Source organism: Marinomonas sp. S3726, from assembly GCF_000967665.1.
Classification (GTDB): Bacteria; Pseudomonadota; Gammaproteobacteria; order Pseudomonadales; family Marinomonadaceae; genus Marinomonas.
This window is the reverse complement of record NZ_JXYC01000012.1, coordinates 251,595-269,344: the sequence shown is the minus strand read 5'-3', so window position 1 is coordinate 269,344 and position 17,750 is coordinate 251,595. Positions and strand designations below refer to the sequence as shown.

Genomic DNA, 17,750 nt, shown 5'->3' with positions numbered 1-17,750 from the left:
TTAATTCCTTCTATTCCATTTATTGTGATTTAACTTACACATTATCTTTTGTTGTAATTCAACAAAAAAATAATCCTCTACTTCTCTTGATTGCTGAATTGAAGCCTCTAACCTTGAAATAGCTTTAATTTCATTACCATTTTCAATTTCAACTTCAGCAATTATAGAATTCCAAAAACCCTGCATTTGAGATGCTCCAGCCTTAAGCAAATCTCGTAAACTATCTTCTGCCTTATCTGCATCACCGCTGATTAAGGAGAACATAATATTCGTCACCCCATCCCAATTTGCTAAATTATTCAGCTCACAAATTGATAAAATCTCTTCTGAGGTACTTTTTAATTTATCAAAATTTTTATTTAAGTATAAACAACAACACCAATAAAACTTTGACATACATAAACTGTGAACACTATTTATTTCTTCTGCATATTTTATAGAGTTTTGAATAGTTTTTTCAGCTATTTCATGCATCGATGAACTAGCATAAATTAATGCTTCTAAACTTAATGCAAAAACTTTTGTGTCATGCCCAAACTTCTCTGCGTGGTCATAATGCAATTTATCATCATATAAGCTCCTTGCCCTTTCTGTATAACTAAGTGCCTTATCAAACTTCCCTTGACACCATAAACAATGCGCCTTTAGTGCATATAGAGCAGACTTTAAACCAGTATCAAGTTCATTAATACTTAATGCCAGTCGAATAATCCCATAAACTTTATTATGATTACCACGCACATTATTATAAGTAGCTAGACTAAGATAAGTTCTTGCTTTTAAATCATTTGATTTTTCTGAAAGATTTTCAATTAGTTTTTGCGACCTTGAAACTAGCTTTTCAACCTCTTCTCCGCCCCAACCTAGGGTCATCATTGTTGCAGTTGTTAAAATTTGATTAATTTCAACCTTGAATTCATAAGTTGAGTCATAATGACACGCCGAGTCATAGGCCACTTTTGAATAATGAATAGCCTGTTCATATTGACTTCTCTGCATACAAGCAACTGCTGAAGCATTTGCATAAACTGCAGATTTTTCATAATTTTCAGCTGATGAATAATGAAATGACAGCAAATTATTTACATCATCATTACTTTTATCTTTTTCAATCGAATTAGCAATAGCATTATGTATGCTTTTTTTATTCGTTGCATTTAAACCACCATAAACTGCATCTCTTACTAAAGCATGTTTAAAAATATAAACATCACCTTCAATAATACGTTGCTTATATAGCAAATCTTTAGCAACTAATTCATTTAAATCTCGCTGCAATTCAAAGCTATTTTTATTTGATACATTTAAAAGAAGTTTATAATCAAATTCTCGACCTATAACGGCGGCCACTTGAGCAGTATCTTTTGAGTATAACAAGCTGTCAATCTTAGTTTGCAAAGAATCTAACAATGTATCAGGTATATAACTAATAGCTCTATCACTAACAAAATCAACAACACCATTAAAGTGATGAACTATACTTTTATTAAGCATCATACTAATAAGCTCTTCCATATAAAAAGGAATACCATCAGTCCTCCTAATAATAGCTTCATAAACCCTAGCCGATATACTATCTCTATTAAAAAATTCATTAATAAATAGTTTACTCTTATCAGCATTCAAGCCGACTAGTTCAATCAAGCAACAATCACTCATACTTATTTTTTCGGAAGCTCTTGTTCTGGAAGTAAAAATAACAAAATGTTTTTTCCTATCAAACATTTTATTTTTATAAAAAATCGAAAAAAACTCTATACTAATTGGATCTGACCAGTGAACATCCTCTATAAAGAATAATATTTTCTCATTACCACCTTCACTAGGTTTTAATAACAAAAATGTTAATACTTTAAATAAAATATCTTTTTGAACTTCAGCAGCCAAAGGTGCTATTGACATTTCTTCAGGTATTGGCATATTCAACCAAGTTAGAAGAATCGGAATAGAAATATCAGAATCAATTTCATCACACTCTTTCAATGCAACCTTCACTGCTTCAAGAAAGTTTTTATCATGATACTCACTTGATACATCCTGAATGTTATATTTATTTTTTATTATTGTTAAAATTGGATATAGTCCGTTATGCTGGTTTTCTGGTAAGCATTGAGATAAGTAATGTTGAAAGCTATTTGCTAAACCTCTAACCTCATAAATCAACCTTGACTTACCAATTCCAGCTTCACCATATATATGCACATAAGAAGCTTTCGAAGAATGTAATCCATTAAAAAAACTTTTTAGCTCCTCTAACTCCTCATCACGCCCTACAAAAGCATTAGCAGTTCGTGTACTTCTTAAAAAGCCAAAAGCCTCATTAAGCCTTTCACCAATCAATTGGTGTACAGCCTGAGAACTATTAACCCCTAAAGATGTATTAAGAGCCATCTTAAATTCAATATATCCTTCAAGTAACCTTCTGCTTGTTTGCGAGCAAAGCACCTGTTTGGGTCTTGCTAATCTAGAAAGTTCCATTGCTATATTTATAGCCGCCCCCTCTGGCATTGCATCTGAATAATGACTAACAATACCAGTATGCATTCCCATTCTAGCTACAATTTCAAGCTTTTCACTTTGCTTTAATAATGAGTTTCTTTGGTTAATATTACTTGTTATATCAAGAGCAGCTCGAGCGCAAAGACGACTGTCATTATCACTTACAGATGGATAACCAAAATAAAACAACAAAGTATCACCAAGCGTTCCAGCATGATAAGCCCCATAACGAATTGCTATATCGATCGCTTGAGAACGACTATCTCTATGTATAACATCCAATAACTCTAAATCTGATTCACTACTGTCAAAATGCAATATACCGCTTAATGTCAATGTGACACATAAAACAGAAATTTGTTTTTGCTCTATAATACTGGAGCTCATTTCAATAGCAGTATTGATTTGGGTTTCTTGTAAAGCTAGTGCAACACTTTTTTTATTAAAATCATCAGTACATATAGAATTACTAATTGCAAAATCTTTGTTTTTATCACCATATTGATTAAATTCATTAACGTATTCGCTGTCATTAGAGTTTTGCTTTAATGACAAATCCCCAACTAAAGAGTTTATGTTAATCTGCTTTAAGTCATTGTAAATAAGTCCAGCATCTCCAGCCCTCTCATTTACTTTTTTATTAAGCACTCGTCTTAATAAGTTTGCTACAGGATGACCAGCTACTGCTGTTGGTATAGGAACATTCGAAAGGCTTAATTGCTTATGAAATATTGAAGCGAGACTGTTTCCAGTTATTGCAGGCTCACCAGTCAAGCATTCAATAAATACCAACCCCCAAACATAAATATCACTTTTAATAGAGGGTGATTCACCACGCAATTGTTCTGGTGCACTGTAAGAAGGGGTGCCTAGAGTCTCGTTAGTTAGGGTGATAGATTTATAGTCGTGCTGTCGCACCTCATTACTGAGAGTACCAATACCAAAATCCAAGATTTTAATATGTTCTTTTGTACCAACTTTACTAAGCATAATGTTGGCTGGTTTTAAATCTCTATGTATAACACCTTGCTCATGGGCATGAGATAAAGCGTCGAGTACCTGGCCCATTAAGTTGGCAGTATCCGCAGGAAGCAGTGCACCTTTTTCAGAAAGAAGTTCTTTTAGTGATTTTCCATCAACATATTCAAATACGGCATACACCAAATCTTCATCACAAACTCCTTTATCTAAAAGGCGAACAATGTTTGGATGCTGTAAACGACTACTTAAAGCCGTCTCTCTTTGAAATCGCTCAAGGTATCTTTGCTTTTTTTCACTATCAAACTCAGAGGAAAGAGTTAGAAATTTTATTGCTACGGTCTGATCAGTGCTAATTTGCCTTGCTTTAAACACCATACCAAAACCACCTTGACCTATCATTTCGATCAATTGGTAATTGCTAGAGTGAAAGCGGTTTTTGATAGACGAATCTAATGTCACCTGATCATCCTTAATCATCACATTCAGTGGTTAAATCGTAATTTTTTACTCAACCATATTCATGTGCTTATAGTTTTAATAGTTAACTCAATTTCCCTATGAGACTCGAAATGTGCAAGAAAAGTCAACCCATTTGCATATATTTGCACAAAAACGTCATTTGAATCATAAGATTAAAGATTACTTTAAATAAAAAAAACATAAAAATGAATAAAGTTACAAAATAATTCACATTGAAATACTGACAACAAAAATTCTGTTATTAGTTGTAACATCTATGTGTATGCAAAAGACCTAAACAGATTAACAATTTTTTTCGATAAGATAAGCAAATTAACTTATAAAATGATGTGCATCAATGACGTGCGTTTGCACCTTTCACAAAGCCAGACTTCATGCTTAGCAAGGCCCACTTTGATCTCAGAGTTTATCCCAGTAACACCTAGCAGAAAACAAAAAACCGCCGATAAGAAAAGCTCTTATCGGCGGTTTTGAATCTGTTGACTTAAAGTAAATCTAACTAATCATGATGTATTTTATGTGGCTAGCAAGAGGAACCTATCGCCAAGTCATTTGAATTTTCTTGGATATCTTGATTACCTTCCATCTTTTTATTAAAAATAGAACGTGTTATATCTTCAAATCTACCTGTTGTACTCTCGAAAAAAGTTTCCGATTTTATTACTTCTCCATAATAAATAATAAAAGGCATAAGCATAAATAAAGAAAATAATAATGAAGAAAACAAACCAGCAGAAAAAACAAAAATTGAAGCTGCAGCGTATAATGCTAGCCTACAATAAAAATTTTCCCAGCTGTAAACTACTGAGCTTCTAATCCTTACTTCACTGTAAATTGCTTCTGCGTTTGCCTGCTCGATCGCAGATAACCCTCTACAGACAGATTGATAAGCAACAACACTAGAATTCTCATAAATTGGGGTTAACACTTCTTTAACCCAATAAAAGCTTCCATTAAGGTGTTGTTTTTTGACAGCTGCGGTCCAACTTTTTCTTTGCTTTTTCTTTGTTTTTAGATTCAAACCAGCAATTTTTGGCATATCTGCATGATCTAAACTATTTACCTTTAATCCAATCAATTCTTCTGAGTGATAACCGAGTACTTTTTGGTATTCATCATTCGTGTAGGTAATAAAACCATCAAGGTCAGTGATTGTAATTAACTCGACATCCTTGCCGAAAGTAATTTGCTCTTGAATAGCTTGAGTCATTCGAGGTTCCTGCATAAGTTGTAACTAAAAATCCTTTTTAATTTACAATATTTTACTGCAAAACTTTAGTTATTACACCAAACAAGTGTAATATTTTTCTGATAATTTACATTTATATCCAAAATTTATTACATAAATTCAGTCACTTACAAAATTTGTTTAACTTTAACACACGTTCCTTCGTTCATATTTATCAAAAAACCTCCTAGATATAGCCCATATGGGTAGACCAGCCTATAGCCTCCTGCTTTCTGGCTCAGTTAATATCTAGCGTATATTTATAAGAGAATCTTTTTATTTTCTCTACACTACTTTAGTGCTACAAACATCCTTAATGATACTGATAAAGGCACCCTTTTCATTTGTCCCTTATGATAGATAAAATAATCTTATATTGTTTTCTTGATAGCCCACAACCGACACTTAAGGGAGTTCATCAACAATTTAGAAATGTGACCTATTGATAACCTTGCGATTGCGCTAATTCAATTTCCAAGCTTAATCGACTTATTAAAAGCCTTGTTGTCCTTTGCTGTAATAGTTTGGCTAAAATATCAACTTGCTCAGTCACTTGATCTATATGTTCGGCGGGTAAATTCATATTCATGCTATAGCTGAAATCAAATTCATTGAATGCTGACTCCATTCTTTCGAGCAATAAAGCTTGAAACTCATTAGAAAAATTTTGCTTGGCAAGCAATGTAGTAAGACTTTGGCTAAAGTAAAGCCAATTATAGCTATTATTTGGATGGATCTGGACAACTTTTGACATATATGTACCTCAACAATCTAATACACATACTTTAGTTATAGTCCAAACTAAGATATCAAGCCACATCATGTTAGTAACAACTAACTCATTGATTTATATATTTTAGTTTGACCTGAAAGCAATAGAATTTTAACATATAGCAAATATTTAGCGTGTCAAATTGAGATATTGTGAAATTTTCGTGCAGCAAAAGCCTCTTAAAGCTTCTTTTCGCTAAGTAGGCTCTACTTAATGGCATTTTATTAAAACTCTATTAAAATAGTGTGAGAGGCCTCAGATAGCTTCTTCTGCACGCACTTAACAACTTCAGTAAGTATATTGTTTTATGGATAGACAACTTATTGCTTAAGGATAATCCAGTTAATGCTCTTTGAAATAACTTAATTCATCAAAGCAGCCATTTAATAATGTAACCATTAATGGAATTCTCACTAAAAGTGAAAGGGCTAGATCATTGAACCATTCAAATTTAATACACCTTTTTGAAAGCGTATTACGATTGCATTCTTACGAGTCTACAGTGTTGCATTTATCAAAATCGATTGATAATTATGCTAATTACACACTCTTTATAAAGTTACTTGATAAAGCGGGTAACAAATCTAAAACTGATAATTCTTATTCCGACCCTCACTTAAAAACACAACCTTTAAGATTAATCGCTCAAACTGTACTTTTTGATGTAAGTAAGCTTTCAAGAGAAGAGCAAAACAAACTAATTAAATTCATCGCAGAACATTACACACAAGCAGCAATTGATAAACTTAAGTCTATTTTTGTTGAGTCTGTCGATTTAATTAACTCTAAGAGAGATAAGGCCAAGGAAATAGTAGCTTTAATGAAGTCTCATAAACTTGATTTTACCGATATCAGAGAACACACAAACAAGTAATGTTTTCAGTTTATTTGAAATGAGTGAGACTAGTTAACTGCCTTGTTAAGGCTAACTTATATAATAAAAAAAGCCTGATCAATAATTATTAATCAGGCTTTTTTATACAGCTTTCTGATAGTGTCTATGCTTAAGTAGCTACTCGCATCAACCTTGTAGCATTAATTAAATTCCGCACTCGCATCAGAAATAGCATTCCACAAGTGTTGTGAGCCAGCGATATCCGATAGAACAAAATACCCTTCTTCATCTGATATAACTTGCTTAGCAATAATTGCATTAACTCTAGCGACAGAAGTTTGAGCAATACTTGAACATTCAAATACTTTCTCGCTCAAATCAACCCCACACACTTTGGCAAACATATTCGGTGTATTTTTGCCTTTAACCAAAAAACATCCGTGACTATGCTGACAGTATAAACGATAAACATTAGCAACACCCTTTGATGCAAGTTCTAATGCTTCAATGAACTCGTGCTGTGATTTATCTGTATCAATTAGCCAGAACTCTGTGTTGCTGAGGCGCAATACAAGCACGCCAGCTGCAGTTACAACAGATTGGTTTGGAACAGTAGGTACACTGATACCTTGCTCTCTCAAAAAAGACGCTACACCCCTTCCTCTAAAACCGACTCTCGAGAATAAGGTTTGATCATGCATACTGATTTTTGAGTTTATTAATTCAGGTGAGCCAACAGCCAATTGACTGCAACGAAGCTCTGCAGCCGAACTTAGGTTATAGAAATCCATTACAGCACCTCCTGACGGGCATTATCTACATCATAAAAAGGTAAAGGCACAACCTCAGCCATAACAAGCTCACCATTATCAACACGTATTGGGAACTTAGAACCAATTTCTTGCTGATTAATGCCAACAAACGCCATACCGATATTTGCATTTAAAGTCGTTGAGAATTCAGATGAGGTAACATTACCCGTAATAGCACAATCTACTTGTGTATTTGAAGCCAACACTATGTGGCCTTCTTTAGGTCGGCTTGATTTAGCATCTAATTTAAAACCAACCAGTTTACGGGTTTGTTCGCGAGCCATTACGATATCAACTGAACGATTACCGATAAAAAATGGTTTCTTACGACTAATTGCCCAGTCTAATGACAGCTCCCCTGGATGAGACATACCATCAGTATCTTGACTGACAATAATATGACCCTTCTCTAATCTCAAAAGTCGCTGAGTCTCAACCCCGAAAGGCTTCATATCAAACTCTTTACCCACTTCCATTAGGAGATCCCAAAGTGCTTCACCAAATAGACTAGGCATATGAATCTCATAACCAAGCTCCCCGACAAAACCCACTCTCAATAGTCTCACTGGCACACCCTGTATCGTGCCTTCACGATAACCAAGATAAGGAAAACCTTCGTTAGAAAGGTCAACGTCTGAGCAGACTTTCTCAAGCACTTTCCTAGACAACGGACCAGCCACATTTACAGCCGAAAATGCAGAGGTTACATTTGCGATATCAACATCTAAGCGCCATTGAGCATTCCACTTCGTCATTTCACGATAAACAGCATCAACACCACTCGTCGTCGCAGTAATATAATAGTGATCATCTTCTATACGACAGGCAACACCATCATCAATCACGACTCCTTGTTCGTTAGTTAAGACTGCATAACGAGTCTTACCTACAGGCTGCTTCAAGAAAGCAAAGGTATATATTCTGTTTACAAACTCAGCCGCATCAGGGCCTCTAACCTCTAACCCACCTAAGGTACTCACATCTATCATGCCAACAGCATTGCGTACCATCACTGATTCACGCTGAATAACATCATCACGTTCAGCAGGAGAACCATAGTAAGCAGGTCTACGCCACACACCAGCAGGTATCATATGAGCACCAAGTTCTAGGTGGCGTTTATGCATAGGCGTATATTTATGCGGGTTGAAAATTCGACCAGCAATATTCGCCAGCTTTTCGGGTACAAATGGTGGTCTTGCTGTGGTAACACCTGTCTCAGTAACCGTTCTATTCGTTGCATCAGCAACCAAGCGGGCTGTTGGTAGTGCTGAGTGCCTGCCTTGGGACGGCCCCATACCAACGGTTGAAAAGCGCTTAACTAACTGAATATCCCTGTAGCCTAATCGTGTCGCGTTAACAATATCCTTAGCTTGAAGGTCTTCGTCAAAATCAACAAAGTCTTTACCCTTTGGATGTTTGAAAATTGGCCATTCAAAATTAGTTTTAACCTTGCAGTGAACAGGTTGAGGTTCTACTGTTTCCAAGCCCAAAGATAACAAACTATAGTGAGCCGCAAGCTCACCATCTCTTACGACTGCATCGAGATCATGTATACCATTTACAGATCCAGCAATTTGGCAGTTATCAGGTAAGTTTGTTAGGGAGAATAAAGCTGAGTCATCGTTATAGCTTAACTTAGCACCGGCTTGGCATAAAAGCTGGTATACAGGCATGTAGCCAGACGACATACATAATAAGTCACAGTCTACTTTAACACCTTTTTGGGATACGCTTCCCTTACCACTAATGTCATGAACCATCACCCCAGATAAATGCTTTTTATCTGAGCTTGGAAGTGCTTCATAGACAGTCGAATTTAGACGCACTTCTAAACCAATACTCGCAACAGCACTTTGTAACTCTGGTGAAGCCCCCTCTTTACGCATATCAATGATTAGTGAAACATCGACACCATTCTTAGCAAGCTCTAGAGCACAGTAGTAACCATCATCATTACCCGTTAATACAACCGCTTTATTACCAGGTTTAACAGCATATTGAGACATCAGTCTCATTGCTGCACTAGACATCACAACGCCAGGTACATCGTTATTACGGAATACTACATGCTGCTCAAAAGCGCCTGAAGCAATCACACATTGTTTAGCTCGCACTTTATACATGCGATTGCCCTGAATTATTGGTAAGTAATTATCAGCAAACCAGGCATTACAAGTCGCATTCGTCAGTGTTTGAATATTGGCATGATTAAGAACTTTTTCTGTTAACTCTTCTCTTAGGCTTTGTGCTTTTTTACCAGGAATATCAAACCTATGATAAGTTAGAGCACCACCAATAATTGGGTTCTCATCAACAAGCAATACATTTGCACCAGCATCAGCTGCTTTCAAGGCTGCCGCTAAACCAGCAGGACCAGCACCAATAACTGCAAGATCACAAAACAGATACGCTTTATCATGATAGGTAGGCGTAAAACTTAAATCAGCATAACCTAAACCCGCTTTTTTACGGATGAAGGGCTCCCATTTATCCCAAACACCTTTTGGCTTATAAAAAGCACGGTAATAGAAACCAACAGGCATAAAGCGGCCTGCATATCCCAGCTTGTCATCCTTATCATGCTCTAGGGAACCATTATAGTTCTGGCCTAAAACATTCATATCATTAACAATACTTGATCTATCGGCTAGTACATTTGGCTCATTTTCTAACTGAACGAGTGTATTAGCATCTTGCCCTGCCATTGTTAACGGCCCACGTGGGCGGTGGTATTTAAATGAGCGAGACATTAGCCATTGATCATTAGCAATCAAAGCACTGGCTATTGTGTCACCTTCTACGCCTTGATAGGTTTTACCCTCAAAAGTAAAGTTGACAGGCTTCGCAGGATTAATAAATAAACCTGCTGAATTTGGTAATCTGTTATAGCCTCTCATGATACAACCTCCTGAGTTGGCTTAGCCTTCATCTCGAAATCAACCCTCTCTTTGAAGATTTCAGAAGGATCATAAGTTTTCAAAATCTCATCACTTGCAGTGTGCCTTTCCGCAATAAACCAATACCCAGATGGGGAATGAAACCACCACTCTTGTACGATGCGTATCGTATTGTCGTAATAGAAAACGTATTCAGCCCATTCTTTATCTGAACAATTAACCATGTCAGGCATAGGCTTAACTTCTCCACCATAAACAAACTCACTGATATTTCGAGGTCCGTTTAGTGGGCAATTCATAATTTTCATAATAACCCCTTAATGGCTAGCAGCCGTTGCGCCCATTTCATTTACCTGGCGGAAAACATCGAACCTATCCATAGAAAATGGCTTAATTAAATCAGGCACTTTGCCACCACTTGCGACCAGTTCTGCCATTGTTTTTCCACAAATAGGTGTCGACTTGAAGCCCCAAGTCCCCCAACCTGCATCTAGGTAGTAATTATCAATAGGACTTAACCCCATAATTGGGCTGTAGTCTGATGTCATGTCTGTGATACCCGCCCATTGACGCATAAGCTTCAAATTCGCCATGAAAGGGAACATTTCAATCGCACTAGCCAGCAAACTTTCTTTCAAATCTAAGGTAGAGCGAGTGTTATAAAGAGGATAAGGATCTGAGCCACCACCAAAAACAATTTCACCTCGACCAGTTTGCTGAACATAGCAATGCAACGCAGAGGAGCTAACTAGCGGGTCAAGAAATGGTTTAATCGGTTGAGTTACCATAGCCTGCAGGGGATAAGTGGTAATTGGCATTTTAATGCCTGCCATTGCAGCAACAATTGAGCTATGCCCTGCTACCGCTTGCACAACGCAACCGCAATTCACTGTGCCTCGGTTAGTTTTAACGCCAGTAACCTTGTTATTCTCAGTAATAACATCAACAACTTCAGTGAGTTGGTGCAATTCAACACCTCTTTGAGTCGCACCTTTTGCATAACCCCAAGCCACAGCATCATGGCGAGCTGTCGCACCATCGATATGCCATAAGCCAGCCAAGACGGGCATATCAGCTGGATTCATATTCAAAGTGGGTACAAGCTCTTTGATTTGCTGTGGGTCAATCAGCTCAGTTTTGCCACCAAAATGTGTATTCACTTCAGTTCGCTGCCTAAAAGATCTTACCGCAGCATCGGTATGGGCAAGTGTTAACTGACCGCGAGATGAATACATGATATTAAAGTCAAACTCGTTCGATAGCTGTTTAAATAGATCAACTGATTCGGTATAAAACTTCACCCCTTCTGAGGTTAGGTAATTAGATCGAATAACCGCCGTATTACGTGCCGTATTACCGCCACCTAGATATCCTTTTTCTAGAATCGCGATATTTGTAATACCGTGATACTTAGCAAGATAATAAGCAGTTGCAACACCATGACCACCACCACCAATTATGACAACGTCATAATGTTTTTTTAAATCTGTTGGTGCTGGTAAATCCACATCATTTTCAAATGGATAGTCGTTTTTTAAACCATATTTCAGCAAGGAAAAAGGCATGAAAAAATCCTCGTTAAAGAAAAAATCGAATTAACATCAGTCTTTTTAAACACCTAATTGGTGCTGAGCTGCGGTTAAAGTGTTTTGCATCAGACATGCAATTGTCATTGGCCCGACACCGCCGGGCACAGGTGTAATCGCTCCCGCTATGCTTGAGACTTGATCGTAATCAACATCCCCTAACAAACGTCTCTTACCCTCTACCTCAACTGAATTTATCCCTACATCAATAATCACTGCACCAGGCTTAACCCATTCTTTTTTTACAAGAAGAGCTTGACCTACTGCGGCAACTAAAATATCTGCATTACGGCAAATCGACTCAATATCTTGAGTTTTAGAGTGGACTGTCGTTACCGTACAATTTGCCTGTAAAAGCAAACTTGCCATTGGTTTACCAACAATATTTGAACGGCCAATTACCACCGCATTTTTTCCAGATAAATCATCAATTTCGCGATTAAGCATGATCATGCAACCTAAAGGGGTACATGGAATAAGTGACTTCTGACCAGTCACTAAATTACCGACATTCTGCGGATGGAAACCATCTACATCTTTAGCTGGTGAAATTGCTTCAATAACATGGCTTTCATCTAGATGTTTTGGTAAAGGCAGCTGTACCAAAATACCATGTACACTTTCATCGTTATTAAGCTGGCTAATTAGGTTATCCAGCTCTTCTTGACTGGTATCCTTTGCCAAATAGTGCTCTGTTGAGTTCAAGCCAGCCTGATTGGCTCTCTTTACTTTATTTCGTACATACACTGCACTTGCAGGATCTTCACCCACCAGCACAACAGCTAATCCAGGCGTAACCTTATGGTCACGTTTAAAAGCAACAACATCGAGCGCTACTTTTTCAACAATTTCATCGGCCAGGGCTTTACCATCAATCCGAACTGTCATAACACTTACCCCACAAGCCTATTTGAAAACAATAGATTTATTGCCATACATGAAAACACGATGTTCAAGATGCATTCTTACCGCATTTGCAAGTGCAACTGTTTCAGTATCACGACCAACTGCTACAAGGCGCTCTGGAGAATAAGTATGATCAACAGGTTGTACAGATTGTTCGATGATTGGACCTTCATCTAAATCTGATGTGACATAGTGTGCAGTTGCACCAATAAGCTTAACGCCACGCTCATGTGCTTGGTGATATGGTTTAGCACCTTTGAAGCCTGGTAGGAATGAATGGTGGATGTTGATCGCTTTACCGTTTAGTTTCTGACAAAGCGAATCAGATAGAATTTGCATATAACGGGCTAATACAACGAGATCTGTTTCTGTTTCAGAAATAATGTCTAACAAAGCCGCTTCTTGCTTCGCTTTATTTTCTTTATTAACAGGTAAGTGAACAAAACGAATCCCTTCACGCTCTGCCATAGGTCTCAGGTCTTTATGGTTCGACACTATCGCAGTAATTTCCATTGGCAACTCGCCTTTACGATGGCGATATAAAAGATCGTCCAAGCAGTGGTCAAATTTACTCACCATGATCAGCACTTTAACCGGCTCATCACTACCAACGATTTCCCAGTCCATATTGAATCGAGAGACCTGCTCATTAAAACCATCTCGAATTGATGCAATCGTGTTGTCGTCACCTTCAATTCGACAAACAGCGCGCATATAAAAATGCTGACTATCTTCATCGTCAAACTGGTGCATTTCTGCAATGTAACAACCATGATCTGCTAAGTAAGTTGAAACAGCAGCCACAATACCGCTAGCTGCATCACAAGATGCTTTTAATACGAACTCTTTAGCCACAACAATATCCCCACATATAAAGCTTTTATTCAAATATGAATTTAAAAACACAAAAATCATGCTTTTCAATTCCATTAGATTCAAATATATTTAAATAAATCATTTTTGAAAGTAAAAACTCAAAAAATGGCATAAAATGCAAAAAGTAATTTATATATGAAATTTTTGATCAAATATGGAATTAACTATGAGTAATAGCCCTGAATACCACGTACCAGCATTATCTCGAGGACTACAGATCATTGAGATGTTTAATAGAGATAAAAGAGTATTAAATACGCAAGATTTTGCTGAACATCTTGGTGTTAGTGCTTCCTCAACCTACCGTATTGTGCAAACACTGTTAGATATGGGCTATTTAAAGAAGGTAACCAGAAATGCCTATGAACTAGGACCACAAGTTGTCTCCCGTGGCTTTGCATTCCTAGCCGGTAGAGATTTAGTTGATATCGCATCACCATACATCAATGAACTTAGAGACAATGCCTCTATTTCTTGTCACCTTGGTATTCGTGATGGCTTAGAAACCATATACATTTATCGCGCTCAGGCATCTCAACGCTTATCCGTTAATATTCCTCTTGGCTCAAGACTACCTTGTCATACTAATGCTATGGGTCGTGTTTTATTGCAGCAGCTTAGTGATATTGAATTAAATGCTATGTATCAAACGCTTCAGCTTGATATTTATCCAGGACCACATCCGCAGTCCCTACCTGAGCTTAAAAAACTTTTAAAAGTAGAATGGGGGCAAGGTTTCTCCAGTAATCGCTCTGATAATGCCACAGCCATTGCAGCGCCTATTACCAACTACCTTGGCCAGACAATAGCGGCAATTAATATCTCAGGTGCTGATCAGATCATGAACAACCAAGACCAGTTTGAAAATGCAAAAGAACAATTACTCGCAACAGCTAGCGCCATTTCTAGGCTAGCGTCTTAGCTCTATCCTTTTAACTCACTCCTTCTAAATCATTTGTATAACTCTTAAAAACAAAAATCCCAGTGCAAAACACTGGGATTAAGAGATTACGTAAAAATTACCTAAGCATACTTAAATAAATTCTTGGTTATTTCAAACCATTATTTAGATGCTAAATCTAGCACGGTATCCCAAAGAACTTTACTTATAGCAACTTCAGAAACGGCTTCTTTGTTAGAGCCAGGTAATCTTGCATTTGATTGGCTACTTACTGCCTCTTCTAGTGTTTCGAGTCTATCCCAGAATGCATCACCCGAATAAACGGTAGGGTCTAATAAGAAGTAAAATTGGCCAAGATCATGTGGACCACCCTCAGCAGCTTTAAGCGGCGGCGTATTCACACTATTATTTGATCCAGTTACAGCAGCGGCGAAAATTTCCGCCATCAAACCGAAGCCATATCCTTTATAACCACCTGCAGAAACAAGCGAGCCTTCAAGGCCTGCTACCGGATCATCCGTTGGTTCACCATTTTTATCGACAGCCCAACCAAAAGGAATCTTCTCACCTGCCGCTGCAGCAATACGAATTTTGCCAATTGCTATCGCACTGGTCGATTGATCAAATTTAAATGATATACCACCCTCTTTTGCTGGAACCGCCATCGAAATAGGGTTGGTTCCTAGTACTGCTTTTGAACCGCCTGGTGGAGAAACACATGCTGGGGCATTCGTCATACCAACCGCAATTAAACCGGCATTAGCAATTTGCTCAGTAAAATACCCCATTGAGGTACAAGTATGTGAATGTCTAATGGCTAAAGAAGCGATACCATTTTCTTTTGCCACTGAAATCGCTTTTTCAAAACCTTTTGCGAAGGCTGCTTGAGCAAAACCAAGTTGTGCATCTACTTCCACCGCAGATGATTTTGGTTGGCTTACAATCGGGTCTACATCCCCTTTCACTCTGCCCGTTTTAAGTTGTGTACAATAACTATCTAGATAGAAAAGACCGCAAATCATGTTACCCACAGACTCTGCTTGCCTTACTGCCTTAGCTACTTCAGCTGCAACCCAATTTACCGCGCCATGGGCGATTAAAGCTTGCGCTGTTTTCTGCTCAATTTCGTCTAGAGGTATAATTATTTTTTCTTCAGCCATCTGTTCCTCGATTTTAAATAGTGTTCTAAAAAGTCTTTGCTAAGCAAAAAATTAGCGAATTTAATCAATCGATTTAATAGGAAAGCTTAATCTCTTATCAAATAAGAAAGTTTTATTGCGTCATAAGCATCACTATAAAACAAATCCGTTTTTTAGCTTCTTCTTATATAAGTAGGTTAACAAGCCCTTATTTAAGGGGTATGAGCTTAAGTATGAGAATTTATATTCAATGTAAAATGTAAGAATGTGAACCGCTATATCAGCAACGAATATTAAGATACAAAGATAAATTTCATATATAAATCTTGTATTCCCACGATATAACTCTTATTGCGACGTAAACTATGTTCAAAACACTTCGCTACTTTGCGAAATTGTCTACTAAAACACCAATTAGAAATTTGACCTAAAGGTCAGTAATATCAAGAGTTTCGCAAACTTTTAAGCTAACTCATTAATTCTTTAAATAACTTAAATAAAATTTTAAACTTTCTGCAAAATGACCCTATCGCATAAGGCTAACAAGTATTAGAATCTGCGCAAATCTCCTATCCCTAACAAAGGATCTCTCATGACTTTGTCGACAAAACAGTCATCTAATGTCGTAGTAGTAAGCAACTCTTCCGATAACCCTTTTGCTATTGATGTAGCCTATGCCATGGGCCAGCACGATGACATCGCTGATATCATCAGTATGAAGCAATTTATGAACTCAGAGTTCTGCCCTCGTTTTATTTCTGACGAGTCAGATTTCGAGAATATTGGCTTCAAATTAAAAGGTAAGTCTGTTGTTATTGTGAGTACAGGTAGCCTAGTTAAAAGTCGTCAAGAATTAGCAATGACAAACTTAATTATTGCTAGGGCAGCGAAAGAAAATGGTGCAGCGCGTGTCATTTTGGTTGAGCCAGATTTATTTTACAGCGCACAGGATCGTGGCCCATCTAAAGACCTAGGAGAAACAAGCTTTGATCGTGATATCAACGATATTAAAAAGTTTGATGGTCAGCCTTTCACCGCTAAGCTATATGCACAAATGCTAAAACTTTCTGGCGTGGATACCGTGATGACGATTCATAACCACTCAGATTCAGTTCAGAAAATTTTCACTGAAGTTTTCAATGGTGATTTTCACAACCTAATTCCTTACGAAATTTATTCACACTACCTGCTTAACTCAAATATTTTGGATTATGGAGAAGATGGTGAAGGCTTAGTACTTTGTGCACCAGACAAAGGCGCTCGTAGTTTTGTACAAAAAATGTTTAATACATTAGGTCTTAGCAAAGCGAAATTTATCATGCTAGATAAAGAACGTACTGCTGAACGTAAAGTTGAGATCACTCTTCATAAAGAAAGTGAGCACACATTTGATGGTCTAGATGGTGCTAGCATTATCTTATTTGACGACATGGTACGTACAGGCTCTACCGTTGTTAAATCATGCCAGTTCTTACAAAAGATCAACCCAGAGCGTATGGTTTTTGCTGTTTCTCACTTTTATGCTAGTGAAGAAGGTCGTCAAAAAATGGCCCACCCTGCACTTGGTGAAATCCTAACCCTTAATACTTTACCAACTATTCTTAACCGTGATGTACAAGGTCGTCTACGTAAGAAGATGGTCGTACTTAAAGTAGAAAAATGGTTAGCTCAAGAACTGTGTAACATTCTAGATTTACCTCAAAGCCCTGAGCAAAACCCTTACAAGATAGATATGTCTTCTAAGAACCCTCGCTTCAAACGCAAAATTTGGTTTAGTGAAGAGCTACATGAGTTGAAGAAAGTTTAAGATTTATCCCCTCTCTTACGAAAATTTC

13 protein-coding genes are annotated in these 17,750 nt (G+C 37.3%); 3 read left to right on the top strand and 10 right to left on the bottom strand.

Annotated features, from left to right (window positions below; all coding sequences use genetic code 11):
• The 3 genes from TW85_RS11815 to TW85_RS11805 all read right to left on the bottom strand — a co-directional run bounded on the left by TW85_RS11815 (nucleotide 1) and on the right by TW85_RS11805 (nucleotide 5,942).
• A complete protein-coding gene (locus TW85_RS11815; protein WP_052702118.1) occupies nucleotides 1–3,939 on the bottom strand; it encodes a protein kinase in 3,939 nt (1,312 codons plus the stop codon).
• A gap of 544 nt (nucleotides 3,940–4,483) precedes the next feature.
• Nucleotides 4,484–5,170 carry a PAS domain S-box protein gene (locus tag TW85_RS11810; RefSeq protein ID WP_046017313.1) on the bottom strand — a complete coding sequence of 229 codons (687 nt, stop codon included), beginning with the start codon at nucleotides 5,168–5,170 and terminating at the stop codon, nucleotides 4,484–4,486.
• A 457-nt stretch (nucleotides 5,171–5,627) separates the two neighbouring features.
• On the bottom strand, nucleotides 5,628–5,942 hold the full coding sequence (locus TW85_RS11805) for a hypothetical protein (RefSeq protein ID WP_046017312.1): 315 nt from the start codon (nucleotides 5,940–5,942) through the stop codon (nucleotides 5,628–5,630).
• A 520-nt stretch (nucleotides 5,943–6,462) separates the two neighbouring features.
• Between TW85_RS11805 and TW85_RS11800 the strand changes: the two genes are divergently transcribed.
• Nucleotides 6,463–6,834 (top strand): hypothetical protein, encoded by a 372-nt coding sequence (locus tag TW85_RS11800; protein WP_046017311.1) that lies wholly within the window; start codon nucleotides 6,463–6,465, stop codon nucleotides 6,832–6,834.
• Nucleotides 6,835–6,995: 161 nt separating this feature from the next.
• Here the strand turns inward: TW85_RS11800 and TW85_RS11795 are convergent, their stop codons facing one another.
• Genes TW85_RS11795 through purU form a run of 6 tightly spaced genes read right to left on the bottom strand, consistent with a single transcriptional unit; the run spans nucleotide 6,996 to nucleotide 13,854 of the window.
• Nucleotides 6,996–7,586: a sarcosine oxidase subunit gamma gene (locus TW85_RS11795; RefSeq protein ID WP_046017310.1), complete on the bottom strand. Its 591-nt coding sequence runs from the start codon at nucleotides 7,584–7,586 to the stop codon at nucleotides 6,996–6,998.
• Nucleotides 7,586–10,507, bottom strand: coding sequence for a 2Fe-2S iron-sulfur cluster-binding protein (locus tag TW85_RS11790; RefSeq protein WP_046017309.1), 2,922 nt, complete (start codon nucleotides 10,505–10,507; stop codon nucleotides 7,586–7,588). The genes TW85_RS11795 and TW85_RS11790 overlap by 1 nt, the downstream gene beginning before the upstream one ends.
• Nucleotides 10,504–10,815 carry a sarcosine oxidase subunit delta gene (locus TW85_RS11785; RefSeq protein WP_046017308.1) on the bottom strand — a complete coding sequence of 104 codons (312 nt, stop codon included), beginning with the start codon at nucleotides 10,813–10,815 and terminating at the stop codon, nucleotides 10,504–10,506. The genes TW85_RS11790 and TW85_RS11785 overlap by 4 nt, the downstream gene beginning before the upstream one ends.
• Before the next feature lie 9 nt (nucleotides 10,816–10,824).
• Complete coding sequence (locus tag TW85_RS11780) at nucleotides 10,825–12,072, bottom strand: FAD-dependent oxidoreductase (protein WP_046017307.1); 1,248 nt, start codon at nucleotides 12,070–12,072, stop codon at nucleotides 10,825–10,827.
• Between the two features lie 45 nt (nucleotides 12,073–12,117).
• Nucleotides 12,118–12,981, bottom strand: a complete 864-nt coding sequence (folD, locus tag TW85_RS11775; protein WP_046017306.1) for a bifunctional methylenetetrahydrofolate dehydrogenase/methenyltetrahydrofolate cyclohydrolase FolD — start codon at nucleotides 12,979–12,981, stop codon at nucleotides 12,118–12,120.
• Nucleotides 12,982–12,999: 18 nt separating this feature from the next.
• Nucleotides 13,000–13,854, bottom strand: coding sequence for a formyltetrahydrofolate deformylase (gene purU / locus TW85_RS11770; protein ID WP_046017441.1), 855 nt, complete (start codon nucleotides 13,852–13,854; stop codon nucleotides 13,000–13,002).
• Between the two features lie 187 nt (nucleotides 13,855–14,041).
• Between purU and TW85_RS11765 the strand changes: the two genes are divergently transcribed.
• Nucleotides 14,042–14,797 (top strand): IclR family transcriptional regulator, encoded by a 756-nt coding sequence (locus TW85_RS11765; protein ID WP_157196938.1) that lies wholly within the window; start codon nucleotides 14,042–14,044, stop codon nucleotides 14,795–14,797.
• A 140-nt stretch (nucleotides 14,798–14,937) separates the two neighbouring features.
• Here TW85_RS11765 and TW85_RS11760 read toward each other — a convergent pair whose 3' ends face one another.
• Entirely contained in the window at nucleotides 14,938–15,936 is a 999-nt protein-coding gene (locus TW85_RS11760) for an Ldh family oxidoreductase (RefSeq protein WP_046017304.1), read from the bottom strand.
• Nucleotides 15,937–16,507: 571 nt separating this feature from the next.
• Between TW85_RS11760 and TW85_RS11755 the strand changes: the two genes are divergently transcribed.
• On the top strand, nucleotides 16,508–17,722 hold the full coding sequence (locus TW85_RS11755) for a phosphoribosyltransferase family protein (protein WP_046017303.1): 1,215 nt from the start codon (nucleotides 16,508–16,510) through the stop codon (nucleotides 17,720–17,722).
• Nucleotides 17,723–17,750 lie beyond the last annotated feature (28 nt).

Coding starts and splice junctions, on each gene's coding strand:
- TW85_RS11760 (WP_046017304.1), bottom strand. CDS start 15,936: ATGGCTGAAGAAAAAATAATTATACCTCTAGACGAAATTGAGCAGAAA.
- folD (WP_046017306.1), bottom strand. CDS start 12,981: ATGACAGTTCGGATTGATGGTAAAGCCCTGGCCGATGAAATTGTTGAA.
- TW85_RS11755 (WP_046017303.1), top strand. CDS start 16,508: ATGACTTTGTCGACAAAACAGTCATCTAATGTCGTAGTAGTAAGCAAC.
- TW85_RS11810 (WP_046017313.1), bottom strand. CDS start 5,170: ATGACTCAAGCTATTCAAGAGCAAATTACTTTCGGCAAGGATGTCGAG.
- TW85_RS11765 (WP_157196938.1), top strand. CDS start 14,042: ATGAGTAATAGCCCTGAATACCACGTACCAGCATTATCTCGAGGACTA.
- TW85_RS11790 (WP_046017309.1), bottom strand. CDS start 10,507: ATGAGAGGCTATAACAGATTACCAAATTCAGCAGGTTTATTTATTAAT.
- TW85_RS11780 (WP_046017307.1), bottom strand. CDS start 12,072: ATGCCTTTTTCCTTGCTGAAATATGGTTTAAAAAACGACTATCCATTT.
- TW85_RS11805 (WP_046017312.1), bottom strand. CDS start 5,942: ATGTCAAAAGTTGTCCAGATCCATCCAAATAATAGCTATAATTGGCTT.
- TW85_RS11785 (WP_046017308.1), bottom strand. CDS start 10,815: ATGAAAATTATGAATTGCCCACTAAACGGACCTCGAAATATCAGTGAG.
- TW85_RS11795 (WP_046017310.1), bottom strand. CDS start 7,586: ATGGATTTCTATAACCTAAGTTCGGCTGCAGAGCTTCGTTGCAGTCAA.